The 18,102-nt window shown below is 68.9% G+C and carries 21 protein-coding genes, 1 tRNA gene and 1 pseudogene; 18 read left to right on the forward strand and 5 right to left on the reverse strand.

Annotated features, from left to right (window positions below; all coding sequences use genetic code 11):
- Window positions 1-166: 166 nt before the first annotated feature.
- From ACH4YL_RS12040 to ACH4YL_RS12085, 10 genes and pseudogenes are all read left to right on the forward strand, one after another.
- Entirely contained in the window at window positions 167-988 is an 822-nt protein-coding gene (locus tag ACH4YL_RS12040; RefSeq protein ID WP_398507339.1) for a helix-turn-helix domain-containing protein, read from the forward strand.
- 2 nt (window positions 989-990) lie between these two features.
- Window positions 991-1,236, forward strand: a complete 246-nt coding sequence (locus tag ACH4YL_RS12045; protein WP_398507151.1) for a DUF397 domain-containing protein — start codon at window positions 991-993, stop codon at window positions 1,234-1,236.
- Between the two features lie 254 nt (window positions 1,237-1,490).
- Window positions 1,491-2,042 (forward strand): hypothetical protein, encoded by a 552-nt coding sequence (locus tag ACH4YL_RS12050; RefSeq protein ID WP_398507152.1) that lies wholly within the window; start codon window positions 1,491-1,493, stop codon window positions 2,040-2,042.
- A 35-nt stretch (window positions 2,043-2,077) separates the two neighbouring features.
- Window positions 2,078-2,887: an SAM-dependent methyltransferase gene (locus tag ACH4YL_RS12055; protein ID WP_398507153.1), complete on the forward strand. Its 810-nt coding sequence runs from the start codon at window positions 2,078-2,080 to the stop codon at window positions 2,885-2,887.
- An 11-nt stretch (window positions 2,888-2,898) separates the two neighbouring features.
- Window positions 2,899-3,642 (forward strand): sulfite exporter TauE/SafE family protein, encoded by a 744-nt coding sequence (locus ACH4YL_RS12060; RefSeq protein WP_398507154.1) that lies wholly within the window; start codon window positions 2,899-2,901, stop codon window positions 3,640-3,642.
- 102 nt (window positions 3,643-3,744) lie between these two features.
- Window positions 3,745-4,968 carry a cytochrome P450 gene (locus ACH4YL_RS12065; RefSeq protein ID WP_398507155.1) on the forward strand — a complete coding sequence of 408 codons (1,224 nt, stop codon included), beginning with the start codon at window positions 3,745-3,747 and terminating at the stop codon, window positions 4,966-4,968.
- 80 nt (window positions 4,969-5,048) lie between these two features.
- Window positions 5,049-5,186, forward strand: a pseudogene (locus tag ACH4YL_RS12070) (FAD-dependent oxidoreductase); the annotation flags it as partial.
- A gap of 31 nt (window positions 5,187-5,217) precedes the next feature.
- Entirely contained in the window at window positions 5,218-6,111 is an 894-nt protein-coding gene (locus ACH4YL_RS12075) for a dihydrodipicolinate synthase family protein (RefSeq protein ID WP_398507156.1), read from the forward strand.
- A gap of 48 nt (window positions 6,112-6,159) precedes the next feature.
- Window positions 6,160-6,825: a GntR family transcriptional regulator gene (locus ACH4YL_RS12080; protein ID WP_398507157.1), complete on the forward strand. Its 666-nt coding sequence runs from the start codon at window positions 6,160-6,162 to the stop codon at window positions 6,823-6,825.
- Between the two features lie 10 nt (window positions 6,826-6,835).
- On the forward strand, window positions 6,836-7,597 hold the full coding sequence (locus ACH4YL_RS12085) for a cobalt-precorrin-6A reductase (protein WP_398507158.1): 762 nt from the start codon (window positions 6,836-6,838) through the stop codon (window positions 7,595-7,597).
- Here the strand turns inward: ACH4YL_RS12085 and cobF are convergent.
- Window positions 7,566-8,321, reverse strand: a complete 756-nt coding sequence (cobF, locus tag ACH4YL_RS12090) for a precorrin-6A synthase (deacetylating) (RefSeq protein WP_398507159.1) — start codon at window positions 8,319-8,321, stop codon at window positions 7,566-7,568. The two genes, ACH4YL_RS12085 and cobF, sit on opposite strands and share 32 nt — an antisense overlap.
- Before the next feature lie 72 nt (window positions 8,322-8,393).
- Here cobF and ACH4YL_RS12095 point away from each other — a divergent pair, with 72 nt between their 5' ends.
- From ACH4YL_RS12095 to ACH4YL_RS12105, 3 genes are read left to right on the forward strand one after another with little or no spacing between them, the layout of a single operon-like run.
- A complete protein-coding gene (locus tag ACH4YL_RS12095) occupies window positions 8,394-9,104 on the forward strand; it encodes a (Fe-S)-binding protein (protein WP_398507160.1) in 711 nt (236 codons plus the stop codon).
- Entirely contained in the window at window positions 9,101-10,537 is a 1,437-nt protein-coding gene (locus tag ACH4YL_RS12100; RefSeq protein ID WP_398507161.1) for a LutB/LldF family L-lactate oxidation iron-sulfur protein, read from the forward strand. Before ACH4YL_RS12095 ends, ACH4YL_RS12100 begins: the two co-directional genes overlap by 4 nt.
- On the forward strand, window positions 10,534-11,169 hold the full coding sequence (locus ACH4YL_RS12105) for a lactate utilization protein C (RefSeq protein WP_398507162.1): 636 nt from the start codon (window positions 10,534-10,536) through the stop codon (window positions 11,167-11,169). The genes ACH4YL_RS12100 and ACH4YL_RS12105 overlap by 4 nt, the downstream gene beginning before the upstream one ends.
- Before the next feature lie 20 nt (window positions 11,170-11,189).
- On the opposite strand, the gene ACH4YL_RS12110 is transcribed toward ACH4YL_RS12105, so the two are convergent.
- Window positions 11,190-11,663, reverse strand: a complete 474-nt coding sequence (locus ACH4YL_RS12110; RefSeq protein WP_398507163.1) for a DUF309 domain-containing protein — start codon at window positions 11,661-11,663, stop codon at window positions 11,190-11,192.
- Window positions 11,664-11,785: 122 nt separating this feature from the next.
- Here ACH4YL_RS12110 and ACH4YL_RS12115 point away from each other — a divergent pair, with 122 nt between their 5' ends.
- The 3 genes from ACH4YL_RS12115 to ACH4YL_RS12125 all read left to right on the forward strand — a co-directional run bounded on the left by ACH4YL_RS12115 (window position 11,786) and on the right by ACH4YL_RS12125 (window position 13,490).
- Window positions 11,786-12,952, forward strand: a complete 1,167-nt coding sequence (locus ACH4YL_RS12115; protein WP_398507164.1) for a hypothetical protein — start codon at window positions 11,786-11,788, stop codon at window positions 12,950-12,952.
- 83 nt (window positions 12,953-13,035) lie between these two features.
- Window positions 13,036-13,112: transfer RNA gene (locus tag ACH4YL_RS12120), tRNA-Pro, on the forward strand.
- A 201-nt stretch (window positions 13,113-13,313) separates the two neighbouring features.
- Window positions 13,314-13,490, forward strand: a complete 177-nt coding sequence (locus tag ACH4YL_RS12125; RefSeq protein WP_398507165.1) for a CsbD family protein — start codon at window positions 13,314-13,316, stop codon at window positions 13,488-13,490.
- A gap of 48 nt (window positions 13,491-13,538) precedes the next feature.
- On the opposite strand, the gene ACH4YL_RS12130 is transcribed toward ACH4YL_RS12125, so the two are convergent.
- Window positions 13,539-14,186 carry an endonuclease gene (locus tag ACH4YL_RS12130; protein WP_398507166.1) on the reverse strand — a complete coding sequence of 216 codons (648 nt, stop codon included), beginning with the start codon at window positions 14,184-14,186 and terminating at the stop codon, window positions 13,539-13,541.
- Window positions 14,187-14,319: 133 nt separating this feature from the next.
- Between ACH4YL_RS12130 and ACH4YL_RS12135 the strand changes: the two genes are divergently transcribed.
- Window positions 14,320-14,739, forward strand: coding sequence for a DoxX family protein (locus ACH4YL_RS12135; RefSeq protein ID WP_398507167.1), 420 nt, complete (start codon window positions 14,320-14,322; stop codon window positions 14,737-14,739).
- A 15-nt stretch (window positions 14,740-14,754) separates the two neighbouring features.
- Here ACH4YL_RS12135 and ACH4YL_RS12140 read toward each other — a convergent pair whose 3' ends face one another.
- Together ACH4YL_RS12140 and ACH4YL_RS12145 are read right to left on the reverse strand one after the other, a co-directional pair.
- The gene (locus ACH4YL_RS12140; protein ID WP_398507168.1) at window positions 14,755-14,982 is read right to left on the reverse strand and encodes a hypothetical protein; all 228 of its coding nucleotides are present in this window, start codon (window positions 14,980-14,982) and stop codon (window positions 14,755-14,757) included.
- Window positions 14,983-15,045: 63 nt separating this feature from the next.
- Window positions 15,046-15,795, reverse strand: coding sequence for an SDR family NAD(P)-dependent oxidoreductase (locus ACH4YL_RS12145; RefSeq protein ID WP_398507169.1), 750 nt, complete (start codon window positions 15,793-15,795; stop codon window positions 15,046-15,048).
- 194 nt (window positions 15,796-15,989) lie between these two features.
- Here ACH4YL_RS12145 and ACH4YL_RS12150 point away from each other — a divergent pair, with 194 nt between their 5' ends.
- On the forward strand, window positions 15,990-18,101 hold the full coding sequence (locus tag ACH4YL_RS12150; protein WP_398507170.1) for a PQQ-dependent sugar dehydrogenase: 2,112 nt from the start codon (window positions 15,990-15,992) through the stop codon (window positions 18,099-18,101).
- The last annotated feature ends 1 nt before the right edge of the window (window position 18,102 follow it).

Genomic DNA, 18,102 nt, shown 5'->3' on the forward strand with positions numbered 1-18,102 from the left:
CCGAAATACTCGGCACGCAACCTGCGTTCTGATAATTTCAAAACGTTCCGCAAGGGTCTGTCTGTGTCGTCGGACGGCATGGCACACTGCACGCTGGGACGGCCTGACCGGGAGGTAGCACGTGAGCGACACCCGCTCGGGCGGCAGTGCACCGACGGTTCTGCGGATGGTCCTCGGCAAGCGGCTGCGGTATCTGCGGGAGCGGGCAGGGGTGTCGTTCGACGATGCCGCGCGGGTGATCGATGTGACTCCTCTGACCATCCGCCGGATGGAGAAGGCAGAGGTGGGGCTCCGTATCCCCTATGTGAAGGAGCTGTTGGGGACCTACGGGGTGCAGGCCGACGAGGTCGAAGACTTCCTCGCGCTCGCCCGAAAGGCCAACGAGCCCGGCTGGTGGTACAAGTACCGCGACGTGCTGCCCGACTGGTTCCGCGCGTACGTGAGCCTGGAGAGCGAAGCCAGCGTCATCCGCCTCTACGAACCCCACTACGTTCCCGGCCTGTTGCAGACGGACGACTATGCCGCCGCGCTCATGCGTGTCGGCTTCCCCAACGGCGACGAGGAAGAGATCGCGCGCCGGGTCGAGCTGCGCGTCAGACGTCAGGAACTGCTCTCCAGACCGGACGCGCCCGCGATATGGGCCGTTCTGGAAGAGACGGTTCTGCGCCGCCCGGTGGGCGGGGCAGAGGTGATGCGGGCCCAGATCGACCACCTCAGCGAGGTGCTGGAGCTGCCGAAGGTCAGGATCCAGATCATGCGCTTCGCGGCAGGAGCGCATCCGGGCGCCTTCGGCCCCTTCCACTACTTCCGCTTCGGCTTCTCCGAACTGCCGGACGTCGTCTACACCGAGAGCCTCGCCGGCGCGGTCTATGTCGACCAGCCGGACGACGTCGTGAACTACCTCGAAGTAATGGACCGGATGACCGTGCAGGCGGAACCGGTCGCTCGAACCAGGTCAATCCTGGGAGAACTGCGTAAGGAGTTGTGACCATGGGAACCTCGGGCCCCGTCTACAGCGGCATGCCGGCCTTCGACCTCGGGGCCGAAGGCTGGGAGAAGCCTTGGAGCGGTACCAATGGCGGCAGTTGCGTCGAGGCCAAGCGGCTGCCGGACGGCAGCGTCGCGGTCCGTCAGTCGACCGATCCGGCCGGTCCCGCGCTCGTCTACACGCGGGACGAGATGATCGCGTTCATCGAGGGCGCCAAGGCCGGCCGGGCTGACTTCCTGGTCGTCTGAGCCCCGGACCACAGCTGTCTCCCGGCTCCACTACGCCCACCCGATCCGCCACTACGCCCGCACAACCGGACAACTCGTAGGCGCACTCCCGAGCCGCGGGATTTCCGGACACACTGAGGAATCTGCTCATCCGCAGCTCGACGACCCGAAGGGAGCGGCATGCGCACTCCCCTTCGTGTCCCCGGGCTTCGTGTCGCTGGGCACCGTGTCCCCGGACCCGGTGCCCCCGGCCGGGCCGCAGCCGAGGTTCGGGAATGAATGTCCAGCAGGCCATCGTGGGGTGCCGGACCCTGGTCGTCGAGGGCCGTGACGGCATCGCCAGAAACGCACTCCTCGCTGAACTGGCCCGCCAGGGATTCCTGATCAGACGCCCGCCCGAGGATCTGCACCATGTGGATCCGACCCAGCCCTACCGCGAACTCCTCGCCGCGCCGGGCCTGCTGGCCGTCGACGGCAGCATGATCCGGGAGCTTGTCTACGGCCCGCTGCGACGCGGTCGTTCCCGCGTGACCTGGATCCAGGCCCTCGACTTCGCCGAAGCCGTGGCCGAACGTGACGGCGCGATACTCCATCTGGTCGCGCCCGCGTCGGCGCCGGAGTGCGGGCTGCCCGGCCGCGTCGCCCCCGGCGTGGCCGAGGCGGCCGCCGTCGAGGAAATCACCGCCTACGAGCGGGCGTTCCGTACGCTCGCCCAGCATGTGCCCGTGGTGACCGTCGACATCCGCGAAGTCGGTCACCCCATCCGTGCTCCTGTCCTGCGCCGCTCCCAACGCTGGTTGAAGGCAAGGAAGTTGACGGTAGGTTAGCGACAGCCCGCGCGAAGCAAGTCAGGAGACATCCCATGGCAGACGGCCCGCAGACGCCCGATCAGGAAGCGCTGTCCAAGATCGACACCACGGTGCCGCACTCCGCCCGTATCTGGAACTACTGGATGGGCGGGAAGGACAACTACGAGGTCGACCGCGTTGCGGGCGACGCATACCGGGAGACCGCACCGAACATCGAGACCATGGCGCGGGCCTCGCGCGGTTATCTGATCCGCACGGTGACCTTTGTGACCGAGGAGTGCGGCATTCGCCAGTTCCTGGACATCGGAACGGGCCTGCCGACCTATGACAACACCCACCAGGTCGCCCAGCGCATCGCCCCCGACTCCCGCATCGTCTACGTCGACAACGACCCTCTGGTGTTGCGCCACGCGCAGGCCCTGCTCACCAGCACACCCGAGGGCGTCACCGACTACATCGACGCCGACCTGCACGAGCCGGAGCGGATTCTCGAAGCCGCCGGCAAGATACTGGACTTGAGCCAGCCGGTCGCGCTGATGCTCATGGGCATCCTCGGCCATGTCCAGAAGTACGAAGAGGCCAAGTCGATCGTCCGGCGCCTCCAGGCGGCCCTGCCGGCGGGCAGCTACTTCGTGCACTACGACAGCACGGACACCGACGCGGCGCTGAAGGAGGCGCAGGAGGGCTACGACGACACGGGCGCCGTTCCGTACGTGCTGCGCAGTCCCGAGCAGGTGTCGGCGTACTACGACGGCCTGGAGCTCATGGAGCCCGGCATCGTCTCGTGCCCGCTGTGGCGCCCGGAGCCCGGCTCCACTCCGGAGCCGACGGATGTGTTCGGAGGCGTGGCGATCAAGCGCTAGGGTCCGGCCGCTTGAGCTGGGACCTGGTCGCTCTCGCCGCCGCGGCGGCGCTCGTCGGATTCTCCAAGACCGCCGTGAGCGGTGCGAACACCGTCAGCCTGGCGATCTTCGCGGCCGTGCTGCCCGCCCGTGAGTCCACGGGTGTGCTGCTGCCGGTGCTGATCGTCGGCGATGTGGTCGCCGTGCTCACCTACCGGCGGCATGCTCACTGGCCCACACTGCTCAAACTGTTCCCCGCGGTCGCCGCCGGAGTGGTGGTCGGGACGGTCTTCATGTTCTTGGCCGACGACGCCGCCGTACGCACCTCCATCGGCGCGATTCTGCTGCTGATGGCCGCGGCTGCGGTCTGGCGCCGACGGCCGGGCGCGGAGGAGAAGCTCGCGTCGGCGGAGGGCCGCCGAGGGCGGGTGAAGGCCCGGTCGTACGGAGTGCTCGGCGGATTCACCACCATGGTCGCCAACGCCGGCGGTCCGGTGCTGTCGCTGTATCTGATCTCCGCGGGCTTCCGGAAGCTCGGCTTCCTTGGCACGTCGGCGTGGTTCTTTCTGATCGTCAACACCTCGAAGGTGCCGTTCAGCGTGGGCCTCGGGCTGATCGACCGGCGTTCGCTGCTGCTGGACGCGGTGCTGGTGCTCTTCGTGCTGCCGGGCGCGTTCATCGGGAAGGCGTGCGTCGACCGCATCGACCAGCTGCTCTTCGAACGGCTGGTCCTCGCGGCGACCGTGCTCGGCGGACTCCAACTGCTGCTGCTCTGAAGCCTGTTGTGCCCTTTCCGGTGCGGCAGCGCTGGTGCACCATGGCCGGACGTACAGGTGAACGAGCGTGTGGATCCTGAGCGAACGACCTGGAGGCGCCGCGTGGCGAGCAAAGATCACGCAAGGCTCGACGAGCTGTACCGCGATCCCTATCCGCTCTATGCGCGAGCGCGCCGGGCCGAAGGGCTGACCTTTGTGCCTGAGCTCGACGCCTGGCTGGTGGCCAGGGACGCGGATGTACGGGAAGTGCTGCGGCGGGCCGACGACTTCTCGTCCGCCCGCGCCCTGCTGCCCGATGTGATGCCCTCGCCTCCGGCGCTGGAGGTGCTGGCCAAGGGTTATGGCAAACGCCCGACCGTGGTCTCCACCGACGGGCCGGCCCACCAGCGCCACCGGGCCCCGCTGAACCGTGGGCTGTCGGCCGGGCGGGTGGCGGAACTCGTTCCGTTCGCCGCCGAGTGCGCCGAGGCGCTTGTCGACGGGTTCGCGGCGGACGGCCGCGTCGAGCTGATGGAGGCATACGCACGGCGGCTGCCCGGCCGGGTGATAGGGCGACTGATCGGGTTCGACCCGGCCGACGTGCCCGCGGCGGTGCACGGCGGCTACCGCGCGGAGGAGCTGCTGTTCCGGCCGCTCGACCCGGACGGGCAAGTGCGCGCTGCCGAGGACGTCGTCGCGCTTCAACGGCTTCTCGACGGCTATGTGCGGGACCGCAGGGAGAGCCCGCGCGACGATCTGTGCTCCGGGATGGTTGCCGCGCTCGCGCCCGGAGAGGGCGAACTCACCCTCGACCAGCGCCACGAGCTGGTGTCGAACCTGCAGAACTTCCTGATCGCCGGGCATCTCACCACGACCGCGCTGATCGGCGGCACGCTGCTCCATCTGCTGAGCGACCGGCGCCAGTGGGAACTGATATGCGCCGACCCGGAGTTGATACCGGCAGCCGTCGAGGAGGCCGCGCGGTACGACACCGCGGTCCAGGGCTTCCGTCGGATCGCGACACGGCCCGTCACCATCGCCGGGACGGAGCTGCCCGCCGGGGCGACGGTGTTCGTCGCGTACGGATCGGCCAACCGGGACGACGAGCGCCATGACCGGCCCGACGTCTTCGACATCACCAGGCCCCTCTCCCGGCAGCATGTGGCCTTCGGCCATGGCGCGCACGGCTGCCCGGGCTCTCAGCTCGCCCGGGAGCAACTGCGGCTGACCATCGCCCTGTTCGCCCGCAGAATGCCCGGGCTGCGGATCGACGAGGACCAGCCGCCGCCGGTGATGCGACCGACCATGATCCACCGGTCGCCGCAGGCGCTCCATCTGGTCTGGTGAGCCGATCGGTCGAAGATCCCTTTCCGGCGGATGATGTATGCGCTCTGGTCGAGGCCAATGACATGTGACACGGTACCCAGGTGAGCACTCGCCTGACCTGCGACGTCGTGATCATCGAGGCCGGAATGGTCGGCGCCGCCGGGGCCTTCAAGGAGCCGGGTCCGGAGCTGAAGCTCGCGCTGCTCTCGCTGCGCCTGTGGCGCGAACTCCGTACTCGCCCGCGTCCCCCGACTGCCGGAAGGCCCAGTCATGACGAGTGACCCCAAGCCCTGGCGCGGAGTGATGGTCGCCACCGCGCTCCCTTTCCGCGACGACCTGAGCATCGACTACGACGCCTACGCCGCGCACTGCGCCTGGCTCGTCGGCAACGGCTGCGACGGCGTCGTGCCGAACGGCTCGCTCGGCGAGTACCAGGTCCTCACACCCGAGGAACGCGCCCGCGTCGTCGAGACCGCCGTCACCGCGATCGGCGGCGAGCGGGTGATGCCCGGCGTATCGGCGTACGGATCGGCAGAGGCTCGGCGCTGGGCCGAGCACGCCCGCGACGCGGGCTGCGCCAGTGTGATGCTGCTCCCGCCCAACGCCTACCGTGGCGACGAGCGGTCCGTGCGCTCCCACTTCGCCGACGTCGCCAAGGAGGGCCTGCCGGTCGTCGCGTACAACAACCCGCACGACACCAGGATCGACCTGACTCCGGAGCTGCTGGCAGCGCTCCACGCCGACGGCCACATCCAGGCAGTGAAGGAGTTCAGCGGCGATGTGCGCCGGGCTTACCGGATCGCCGAACTCGCTCCCGGACTCGACCTGTTGGCAGGCGCCGACGACGTACTGCTGGAACTCGCCGTGGCCGGAGCGAAGGGCTGGATCGCCGGCTCCCCGAACGCCCTGCCCGCCGATTGTGTCGCGCTCTACCGCGCGGCCGTCGCCGGTGACCTCAACCGCGCCGTGCCGCTCTACCGCCGGCTCCATCCGCTGCTGCGCTGGGACTCCCACACCGCGTTCGTCCAGGCGATCAAGCTCTCGATGGATGTCGTGGGTCGTCACGGCGGGCCCTGCCGGCCGCCGCGCGAGCCGTTGCTGCCGGACCAGCAGGAGACCGTGCGCGCCGCCACCGCCGAGGCCACGGCCCCGATCACCCCCTGACCCAGATCCGCTCGATCCCACCGACCCCTTTCCCGGAGGGTTCCTGCTGTGACCAGCGTGCCGACACCACCGCTGCCCGCACTCGGCGGCCGTACGAACTACCGCGAACGCGTCGCCGACGCGCTGCGCGCCGCCCTGATCTCCGGCGGACTGCTGCCCGGCGAGGTCTACTCCGCACCCGCGCTCGCCGCCCGCTTCGGCGTGTCCGCGACGCCGGTACGCGAGGCGATGCTCGACCTCGTGAAGGAGGGCCTGGTCACCGCTCTGCCCAACAAGGGCTTCCGGGTCACCGAGGTCACCGAGCGGCAGCTCGACGAATACCTCCACATACGCGCACTCATCGAGATCCCGACCGTCACCGGCCTGACCGCGACCGCGGACCCGGCGGACCTCGAAGCACTCCGCCCGGCCGCCGCCGAGATCGTGACGACGGCGGCCGCGGGCGACCTGATCGGCTATGTCGAGGCCGACCGCCGCTTCCATCTCGGCCTGCTCGCACTCGCCGGAAACGAGCACCTGGTGCAGGTGGTCGGTGAGCTGCGCAAGCGTTCCCGGCTGTACGGGCTGACCGCGCTCGCCGAACGGGGGCTGCTGGAGGACTCCGCGGAGGAACACCACGAGCTGCTGGACGCGCTGCTGGCCCGGGACGAGGAAGCGGTACGGGAGGTCATGACCCGCCACCTCGGCCACGTACGGGATCTGTGGGCGAAGTAGCCTCGACGCCATGCCCGGCACGCACATCCTCGTCCTCGGCGGCACGGCCGAAGCCCGGCAGCTGGCCGCCGAGCTCGGCGGCCTCCCCGGCACCAGGGTCACCACCTCCCTCGCCGGGCGCGTGGCCCGGCCGCGGACGCCCGTCGGCGAGGTGCGCATCGGCGGGTTCGGGGGACCGGAGGGGCTCGCCGAGTGGCTGAGGGAACACCGTGTCGATGTCGTCGTCGACGCCACGCACCCCTTCGCCGCCACCATCAGCGCCAACGCCGTCGCAGCCGCGGCCGCCACCGGTACCGCGCTGGTCGCGCTGCGCAGGCCGGGCTGGCATGCCCGACCCGGCGACCGCTGGCACGACGCGGCGTCGCTCGCCGACGCCGCCGCACAGCTGCCGGCCCTGGGCCGCCGGGTCTTCCTCACCACCGGACGGCTCGGCCTCGCCGCGTTCGCGGACCTCGGCCAACTGCGCTTTCTCGTACGGTCCGTCGAGGCCCCCGGCCCGCCGCTGCCCCGCCACACCAGCGTGATCCTGGAGCGCGGTCCTTTCACCGTCGACGGCGAACGCGAACTGCTGCGTACGCACCGCATCGACGTCCTCGTCACCAAGGACAGCGGCGGACCGGCCACCGCGGCCAAACTCACCGCCGCGCGTGAGCTTTCCGTGCCCGTCGTCGTGGTCCGCCGCCCTCCGGCGCCCGACGGCGTGCCGACCGCGGAGGACGTCCCGGGTGTGCTCGCGCTGCTCAGCCGCGCCGCAGCAGATAGGTGTCCATGATCCAGCCCTTGCGGGCGCGCGCCTCGGCCCGCAGCTCCTCGATCCGGTCCGACACCTCCGACAACCGTCCCGACACCAGGATCTCGTCCTCGGTGCCGACATACGCGCCCCAGTAGATGAACAGGTCCTGGTCCAGATGGCGGGTGAACGCCTGACGGGCGTCGAGCATCACGACCACGTCGTCCACGCCCTCCGGCCAGCCCTCGGCGAGCCGCCGGCCGGTGGTGATCTGCACCGGTCGCGCGACCCTGTTGAGGCCCGTACGGTGCCTGGCCAGCAGCGCGGAGACACTGCTGATGCCGGGCACCACCTCGTGGTCGAAGGCGACCGTGCCGCGTTCGAGGATCTCCTCAAGGATGCCGAGCGTGGAGTCGTACAGCGCCGGATCGCCCCAGACCAGAAACGCACCGCACTCGCCGTCGGCCAGCTGCTCGGCGATGAACCGCTCGTACAGATCGGCCCGGCGGCTGCGCCAGTCGTCGACGGCGGGGGAGTAGTCGGATGTTTGGCGGTCCCGTTCCGGATCGCGCGCCTCGACCAGACGGTACGAGGGGCTCTCGATGTGCGCGTCCAGAATGTCCCGCCGCAGCCGGGTCAGATCCGCCTTCTCCTCGCCCTTGTCGAGGATGAAGAACGCATCCGCCTTGTTCAGCGCCTTGACCGCCTGCAGTGTCAGATGGTCGGGGTCGCCCGCTCCGATGCCGATGACATAGATCTTCCTCACGCCGACGAGTCTGCCGCATCAGGATGATCGGAGGACCTACCGGGGCTACCGTCGGCGGCATATCCTCCGACCATGCGTGTCGCACTCTTCGTCACCTGCGTCAATGACGCGTTGTTCCCGGCCACGGGCATCGCGACCGTGAGACTGCTGGAACGGCTCGGTGTGGAGGTGGACTTCCCGGCCGCACAGACCTGCTGCGGGCAGCCGCAGTTCAACACGGGCTACCGGCGCGAGACTCAGCCGCTGGTACGGCGGACGGCACGGGCCTTCGAGGACTACGAGTATGTGGTGACCCCGTCCGGATCGTGCGCGGCGATGGTGCGCGAGCACTACCCGAAGTTCGGCGAGACGGCGCTTCCGCAGCGGATGTACGAACTGACCGAATTCCTGGTCGATGTCCTCGGCGTCACCGACGTCGGGGCCTACTTCCCGCACACCGTCACCTACCACCCCTCCTGCCACGGCCTGCGGACGCTGGGCCTCGGCGACCGGCCGCGCAGGCTGCTCGAGGCGGTCAAGGGCCTGGAGCTGCGCGAGCTGCCCGGCGCCGACGAGTGCTGCGGCTTCGGCGGCACCTTCGCCGTCAAGAACTCCGATGTCTCCGCCGCCATGGGCCAGGACAAGGTCCGCAACGCCGTCTCCACCAAGGCCTCCGTGCTGTGCGGAGCGGACAACTCCTGTCTGATGCACCTCGGCGGCATCATCCGGCGCCAGGACGATCCGCTGCGCGCGCTGCACATCGCCGAGATCCTCAGCTCTACCGAAGAGGAGCCGCACGCATGAGCGGGACGTATCTCGGCATGCCGTCCTTCCCGACGGCCGCCAAGGACGCCGTCCACAATGTGACGCTGCGCGCCAATCTGCGGCACGCCACGCACACGATCCGCGACAAGCGCGCGAAGGCGGTCGCGGAGCTCGAGGACTGGGCGGAGCTGCGCGAGGCCGGCAAGCAGATCAAGAACCACACACTGCGCCATCTCGACCGGTACCTGGAGCAGTTGGAGAGCGCGGTCACCGCGGCCGGCGGCACGGTCCACTGGGCCGCGGACGCCGAAGAGGCCAACCGCATCGTCACCGGCCTGGTCAAAGCCACCGGCGAGCGCGAGGTCGTCAAGGTCAAGTCGATGGCCACGCAGGAGATCGGCCTCAACGAAGCCCTGGAGGCCGAAGGCATCGCGGCGTACGAGACCGATCTCGCCGAACTCATCGTGCAGCTCGGCGACGACCGGCCCTCGCACATCCTGGTGCCCGCGATCCACCGCAACCGCGGCGAGATCCGCGACATCTTCCGCAAGGAGATGGCCGCCTGGGGACGGGCGGCACCCGACGGACTGACCGACACACCCGCCGAACTCGCCGAGGCGGCCCGCCTGCACCTGCGCGAGAAGTTCCTCCGCGCCAAGGTCGGCATCTCCGGCGCCAACTTCATGGTCGCCGAGACCGGCACACTCGTCGTCTTCGAGTCCGAGGGCAACGGCCGGATGTGCCTGACCCTTCCCGAGACGCTGATCTCCGTCGTCGGCATCGAGAAAGTGGTGCCCACCTGGCGGGATCTGGAGGTGTTCCTGCAGACGCTGCCGCGCTCATCGACCGCCGAGCGGATGAACCCGTACAACTCCATGTGGACCGGCACGACCACCACCGCCGACGGAAGGACGGGCGACGGACCCCAGAACTTCCATCTCGTCCTCCTCGACAACGGCCGGACCGGGACACTGGCCGACGAGGTGGGCCGACAGGCCCTGCGCTGCATCCGCTGCTCCGCCTGCCTCAATGTCTGCCCGGTGTACGAACGGGCCGGCGGCCATGCGTACGGCTCGGTCTATCCCGGGCCGATCGGCGCGATCCTCAGTCCCCAACTGCGCGGCATCCAGAGCGAGATCGACGCCTCCCTGCCGTACGCATCGTCGCTGTGCGGCGCGTGCTACGAGGTGTGCCCGGTCGCCATCGACATCCCCGAAGTCCTCGTGCACCTCCGCGAGAGCGTCGCAGACCGCGGAGGCAAGGGGCACCGCCTGGAGAAGGCTGCGATCAAGGCGGCGGGCTGGGTGCTGAACCATCCCGGCGCGCTGGCCGCCGGAGAGCGGCTCGCGTCGAAGACCCGGCGGCTCCATCCGGCGCGGCCGCCCGGCGCGGGCGCCTGGACCGACAGCCGAGACCTGCCCGAACTGCCCGCGGAGTCGTTCCGCGACTGGTGGAAGAAGAACCGCCGATGACCGGATCCTCACGCGACCGCATCCTCGCCCGGATCCGGTCCGCCGTCGCGGAATCGCCCGACGTGCCGGAGGCCGCTCGCGGCTATCTGTCCAGCCACACCCCCGACGACCCGGCCGCGATCCTCGATCTGCTGCACGAGAACCTCGTCGACTACCGTGCGATCGTGCACCGCGTCACTCCGGCCGAACTACCGGATCTGATCGCGGAGTTGCTCGCCGATCACGGCGCGAGATCGGTGGTCGTGCCGGACGGGCTGCCCGCCGGCTGGCTGGCGGCCGCCGACGCCGAGCGGCGCACGGACGACGGCCCGCTCACTCCGTACGAACTCGACGCCACCGACGCCGTGATCACCGGCTGCGCGCTGGCGATCGCCGAGACCGGAACCATCGTGCTGGACGCGGGCCCGGGGCAGGGCCGCCGGGCGCTGACGCTCGTCCCGGACCTTCATATCTGCGTCGTACGAGCACCCGGGCAGGTGGTCGCCTCCGTGCCGCAGGCGATGCCGCGGCTCGACCCGACCCGTCCGCTGACCTGGATCTCCGGCCCGTCGGCCACCAGCGACATCGAACTCGACCGCGTCGAGGGCGTCCACGGCCCGCGCACGCTCGAGGTCGTCCTGCTGCTCGACTAGACCTGCCGTCAGTCCTGCCGTCAGTCCTTCCGGATCAGCCGGGGAGCCTCGGCGGCCGCGTCCACCGGGTCGTCGAGCCGGCCCGCGAGCTCCCGCGCCCAGGCCCCGAGCCGGGCCACATCGATGGCGTACGGATCCCGGTACCCGGCGATCCGGTCCGCGCCCCGCAGCAGCAGCCGCGCACCGCCGGTGGCATTGCCACGGGCCGCATGCGTGAGCCCCACCGCCAGCTGCGCGAGCCCTCTCCACAGCTCACGCTCGGGCTCGGGACCGGACTTCCAGGCGTCCTCGAAGACCTCATGCGCATGGAACGGCTTGCCCTCGTCGAGCAGTCGCTGCGCCTGGTCCAGCGTCTGGGCGGGCGACCGCACGATTCCTTCGGGCTGCCGCTCAACACCCGCCGCTCCGTACGGAAGGGGCCGCCCGAGCCCGTCGCGCGGCCGCGCATTGCGCGCGCGTCCTTCGATGTCACGGTCCCTCGCTGCCTTGTCCACGCTTCGATTGTCCCCCTGACTCGCGTCCAGCGTGGCTCACCGGGCACGAGCGCCGGGCGCTCTAGCGTTGCCCCGTGGAACCTCGGAACTGGCGCCGTTACCTAGTCGTCACCCTTGCTGTCGTGCTGAGCCTTGACGCCCTGCTATTTGTCAGCACGGCCATCATTGACCTCGCACTCGCGCGGCATGTCCAGCTCCCTATGGCGCTGCTTCGCATCGCGATCGCGATTGTCAACGCAGTGGCTGCTTCGGACGTATGGAAATTGCACAGATCCTTGGACTCCGGGGAATGGGGAAGTGACGCCTGGGAGCTGCCCAGCGTTTTTGCCGCCCAGCTGTCGGCTGCGCCGATTCTCTTTATCCCGCTATGGGTAGAAGTGCACAGCCCCTTTACTGATGAGTTCGCTGATATTGCGGTACTGGTGGCCGCTGGTGCGCTGTTCTTGTTCGCCCTCGGAGTGATCACCTGCGCCATTATGCGGCGGCCAGGGGTGGAGCTGAACAGGGCATGGACTGCCGTTGTTGCGCTTCTTCCACTGGCGGCGGTGGTGCAGTTCTGGTTCGTCAACTTCTATAAACCGGCTCATGACCGCCCGCGCGTTGACGTGGTCGCCAAACTGGAAGAATTGAGGCACTACGGCAAGGTCACCCACATGCGCGGAACCATCACGCTGAACAACAGTGGCGCGGCCGCGGTGGACGTTCTGGGGGCGGCGTACACCATTACGGGGCACAGCACGGAGAAGTCCGAGCGATTGGGTGCAAATAAAACAGCGCACGACGTCTTGGACCTGGCTTCTCGCGATCAACGTCATCTGGGAGAGTACAAGGGGCTACTCAAGATGGATGATGTCCTGAAGGCTGGAGAAACCTTGGCTCCCGGCCAGAAGTGGTCGACAACATTTGTCTTCGATGCCAGCAACGACAAGCAGGAGGTAGTTCGGCTGACCGTTCATACGTCCTTGCTCACGCATAATGGTGACTCGAAGGTCACCAATGACTGTGGCGAAGACTTTGAAGGCCGAGTCTCTCCTGTCTGTACCCAGACCGACTTGCCCGTGCCGAGTTCGCTGCATGAGGTCCTCGGAGACAGGCCCGCTGCTCGAACTGTCATGCTGTGCCCTCCTGTCGGGGCGCCGTACCTGTTGACGAGGTACCTGTCGAGGGACCGCGCATTCAAGGGCGAGACGAAGGAGTTCAAGTCAAAGCCGGGGGAGTCGGAGAAGATCGACGCCCGGGTGCGAGATCAGATGACTGGGGCCCTCGTCGAGTACCGGCTCGATCCATGAACCATCAGGTGTGACCGGCGGCTTCGCGCCGTGGGGTACTGTTCTCTTGCGTGCACGGCCGGAGGACCGGTGGTGGCGCGCAGCGGGACGTGGCGCAGCTTGGTAGCGCACTTGACTGGGGGTCAAGGGGTCGCAGGTTCAAATCCTGTCGTCCCGACCAGCGTTTACGCGGGTCAGAGGTCGTATCGGAATTTCCGGTACGGCCTCTTCTGCTTGCCAGGCTCCTGTCCAGCTCCTGTCCGGCACGGGGCGGGGCCATGACTCAAGCGCTTGTCACTGTATGTGCCGGTTTGCGTACTCGAGGTGATCGGGTCAGGGTGTTTACGTCAACCCCTTCCCACGCTCCCGAAAGGACACCGTCATGGGAAAGTCGAAAGCCAAGGCGAAGCAGGCCAAGGGCCGGATGAAGGAAACCATCGGCAAGGCCATTGACGACCCGGGCCTCCAGATGGAGGGCCGTGGCGAGCAGAACTCCGGCCACACCCACGGAACCGCGCACAAGCCCGGCGAGCGGATGAAGAAGCCGAGCGGACGGTAGCACCGCGGCACTGTGCACCTGGGGCGATCGCCCCAGGTGCGGGCCGTGTCAGGCCGTCCCGAGGAGCTCCGCGGCGACCTTCTTGTCCAGCGCCGCCCGCACCAGCGCGGCGGCGAACACGGCCCCCGGCGAGGACGAGTCCGCCGCCAGCCGGGCCAGCCTCCGCGGCCGGTCCGGCAGTCCCAGCAGCCGCGCTCCCTGGAGGGCCTTGTCGTCCAGGTAGGGCGCGGTCTCCGGCCAGAGGTCCTGCACCTCGCGCAGATAGATGTCGGCTCCCGTGGGCCCGATTCCGGGGACCTTCTGGAGCAGTCGGCTCAGCGCGGGCACATCGCCGCCGGCCTCGGCGCGCAGCCGGCGCAGATCTCCGGCCCACTCGTCCAGCAGTAGTTGTGCGCCGTCGGCGAGGCGCGTCGCCGTGCTCTCGTCGTATCTGCGGTAGCCGCCCCGACCGAGGGCGTCGACGCGCTGCTGCCAGGTCGACGCCAGCATGCGGCGCGGCGTACGCAGTCCGTCCTCGTTCAGCGCCCGCGCGGCCGCGACGGCGGTGCTGCTGCGGATCCTGGTGCTCAACAGGCAGGCCAGGACCAGCAGTTGGTACAGCGGCTGAGGAGTGTCGCGCAGCCGGATGCCCGCATCCTGCGCGAAGCTGCGGCCGTACGACTCCAGTAGCCGGCTCACCACATCACTGTCTTTCATCGCGTTCACCTATTGATCGGGTGACCGGTCAGCGAGGACGCCAAACATGCTGGGCCGTACCGCCTGATCCGGAGTACCGTGGAGTCGGGTAGTTCTCTGTTCAATCACCTGGCTCGCAAGCCTGGAGGACACCATGGACGTCCTGGTACTCGTGGGACGCATCATCTTCGTCGTGCTCTTTCTCAGCTCGGCCTTTGCCCATCTGACTCAGACGAAAGTCCTCGCCGGCTACGCCGCGTCCCGTGGCGTGCCTGCACCCGTCCCTGCCACCGTCGCCTCCGGCGTCCTGCTGCTGGCGGGCGCGCTGAGCGTGGCGCTCGGTATCTGGGCGGATCTCGGAGCGCTGCTGCTGGCTGTCTTCCTCTTCCCGACGGCTCTGCTGATGCACCCGTTCTGGAAGGAGAGCGAGGCACAGGCCCGCCAGCTCGAGATGACGATGTTCTTCAAGGACACCGCGCTGGGTGGCGCGGCGCTGATGCTCATCGCCTTCTTCTCGTACGCAGGAGGAGACCTCGGCCTGACGATCACCAAGCCGCTCTTCGGCATCGGCTGACGCCGCCCGGCGCGCTCACGGCACCCGTTGCTCCTCGCCCAGCACGGGCTGAAGCCTGCTGACCAGGCGGAAGAACGCCTCCTCGTTGCCCGCCATGCCCAGCGCGTCGAGCGCCTTGTCCGCCTCCGTGATCGGGACGGTCAGCAGCGGAAGGAGCGGCTGGCGCCCGTCGGCGAGGACCGCACGGGTGGTCTGGAGCAGCCGCACATAGGCCTGTGCCGCGGCGAGTTCCTGATCGGTCATGGCGCATTCCCCCTTGGAGAAGGTGTCGGACCGTCCAGCATCTCGCGCGGCACTGACAATCGATCAGCGGCCGAGCGCCGCACCCCCGTTGATGTGCAGAATCTGGCCCGTCAGATAGGCGGCTTCGGGTGCCGCGGCATAGCGCACCAGCGCGGCGATCTCCGCCGGGAGTCCCGGCTTGCCGGTCAGTGTCTGCTTGACCCGGGAGGCGACGAACTCCGGTGTGGCGCGGTCGCCGAAGAACTCCGTGTCAGCGACGAACCCGGGCGCGACGGCGTTGACGGTGATCCCGTCGGCCCCGAGCCGCTGCGCCAGGTCGAAGGTGTAGGTGTTGACCGCGGCCTTGGAGCCGCCGTACGAACCCGGGCCGCGCAGCGCCGCTATCGACGACAGATGGACGATCCGGCCGCCGGGCCGCCGCACGTGGGGGAGGAGCGCCTCGGTGAGCAGCACCGAGGTCAGCACGTTCGCGGCGAAGTTGCGACGGTAGCTGTCGGCGATGGACTCGAGCGTGCCGTCGTGCCCGGGAGCGACATTGCCGCCCGCGTTGGTAACCAGGACGTCGACGGTCTCGCTCCGCTCGGCAATGAACCGGGCCGCGCTGCGCACCTGTTCGGGCTCGGACAGATCGGCCGGGCACCAGCTCGCCGTGCGGTCGCCGCGCGTGGCGTTGATCTTCTCGGCGGCCGCGCGCAGCACCTCCTCCCTGCGGCCGAGGAGCGTGACCTTGTCACCGTCCGCGGCGAACGCCTCGGCCACCGCGAGGCCAATGCCCGTACCGCCGCCCGACACCACGATCTGCCGTGGACTCACAATCCCACCCGTTCTCGTATGTGACCAATAGTCTTGTCTGTGCACAGGAAGCTACGGATCACCCGAAGTGCTGTCAAGAAATCGCGTATTGCACCCGGCATCTCCAACTGGTGCTTGCGCGACCATTGTTCAGGCACTCGAACGCCGATTACATGGTTGAGTCCTCGCTTCCTCCCCGCCTAAGGAGACCAGCGTTGCCGGCCCCACTCAGCAGCACGTCGCGCCGTCGCTCACCCGTTCTCATCGCCCTGTTGGCTCTCGCCCTGCTGGTCTCCGCGCTGGCGGCCACGCCGTACACCGCGAGGGCCGCGGAAACCGGCGCACCGGTCCATGACCCGATCCCGCAGCAGCCGATCGAGTCCGGTCTGGGCCTGGTCGTCGAGGAGTACGCCGCCTTCCCCAAGACCGAACCCGTGCCCGGACCGGTCACCGATCCGCGCCTGAAGCGCCACGCCCGGATCAACTTCCTGAGCGAACTGCCCGACCGCTCCGGGCGGATGGCCGTCCCCGACCTCAACGGCAGGCTCTATCTCGTCGAGCGCGGACAGCCCAAGGTCTATCTCGACGTCGCCCAGACCGTCGGCCCCGCCTTCTTCGCCAGCAGCGGCATGGGCTCGGGCCTCGGCTTCGTCACCTTCGCACCCGACTTCCGCCGCACCGGCCGCTTCTACACCGTCCACACCGAGAAGGCCTCCGCCACCACCGCACAGCCGGACTTCGTCCAGCAGGCGACCACCAACTACCACGGTGTGATCACGGAGTGGACGGCCGACGACCCGGCCTCCGGCACCTTCGGCGGCAACCGCCGCGAGGTGCTGCGCATCGGATTCGCCGGCGGCGGCCACGGCATCCAGCAGATCGACTTCAACCCGACAGCCCGGCCCGGCGACCGGGACTACGGCCTGCTCTACGTCGCCGCGGGCGACGGCGCTCAAGGCGTGAACAACACCGAACCGCAGGATCTGAGCCTGCCGCACGGCAAGATCCTGCGCATCGATCCGCGCGGGCGGTCCGGCGCCAACGGCGAGTACGGCATCCCGGCGTCCAATCCGTTCGTCGGCAAGGCCGGCGCGCTCGGCGAGATCTACGCGTACGGGATGCGCGACCCGCACCGTTTCAGCTGGGACTCCGCCCGGCCGCACCGGATGTACCTCGGACACATCGGCGAGCACGCCGTCGAAGGCGTCTACGAGGTGCGGGCAGGCGACAATCTCGGCTGGAGCGAGCGCGAAGGGTCCTTCGTCTACGACAAGACCGCGGCCAACCCCTGCGACCGGCTGCTGGAACTGCCCGAGGACGACGCCAAGTACGGCTACCTCTATCCAGTCGCCGCTTACGACCACGACCCGCCCGCCGGCTGGAACTGCAAGTCCGACCTCGGCCGTGCCGTCGTCGGCGGCTTCGTCTACCGCGGCCACAACGCTCCGGCGCTGCGCGGCAAGTACCTCTACGGCGATCTCGTCGACGGCCGGCTGCTCTACGCCGAGACGAGCGAGATGCGCCGCGGCTCGGGCCAACTCGCCGACACCTACCGGCTGATGCTCTTCGACCGTGCCGGCAACCGCCTCACCATGCCTGAACTGGCCGGTGACACCCGCGTCGACCTGCGCTTCGGCCAGGACGCCCGCGGCGAGCTCTATCTGCTGTCCAAAGCCAACGGGAAGATCTGGAAGGTCACCGGGACCCGCCGGTTCGCCGACTGCCGTACCAGCGGCACGACGATCGGCCATGTCACGGCGGCGAAGAACTGGGCGCCGGTGACGCCCGCCAAGTGGCGCTTCCCGCCCGGCCAGGTGACCCTCGCCGAGGCCGGCGTGGCTCGTCCGGGCCCGCGCAGGCCGTTCGAGTACGCGGTGCTCACCGCCGGGCCGCGGTTCGGCTCCGTGCGGATCGACGCCGAAGTCCGCCTCGACACACCGGTCGAGATCAGCAACCGGGACGTGATCCTCGTCTTCGGCCACCAGTCGGACACGAAGTTCTACTACGCCCATCTCTCGTCCGACAACACCATCTACCCGCACAACGGCATCTTCGTGGTCAACGACGCCGACCGGCTCCGGCTGGACCACCAGTGGAACGGCTCCACCGGAGCGCCGCCCGCGATCGCCGACGCCGCCTGGCACGACGTACGCGTGGTGCACTGCGCCGACAGCGGAGAGATCGCGGTCTATGTCGACGGGTCCGGGCATCCGCTGATGACCGCCGTGGACAAGACCCTCGGCGCGGGCCGGGTCGGCTTCGGCTCCTTCGACAATGTCGGCAGCCTGCGCGACCTCAAGGTCACGGGCAGGCCCGCGAAGGACTGAC

The sequence above is a fragment of the Streptomyces sp. NPDC020681 genome (genome assembly GCF_044334895.1).
GTDB lineage: Bacteria > Actinomycetota > Actinomycetes > Streptomycetales > Streptomycetaceae > Streptomyces.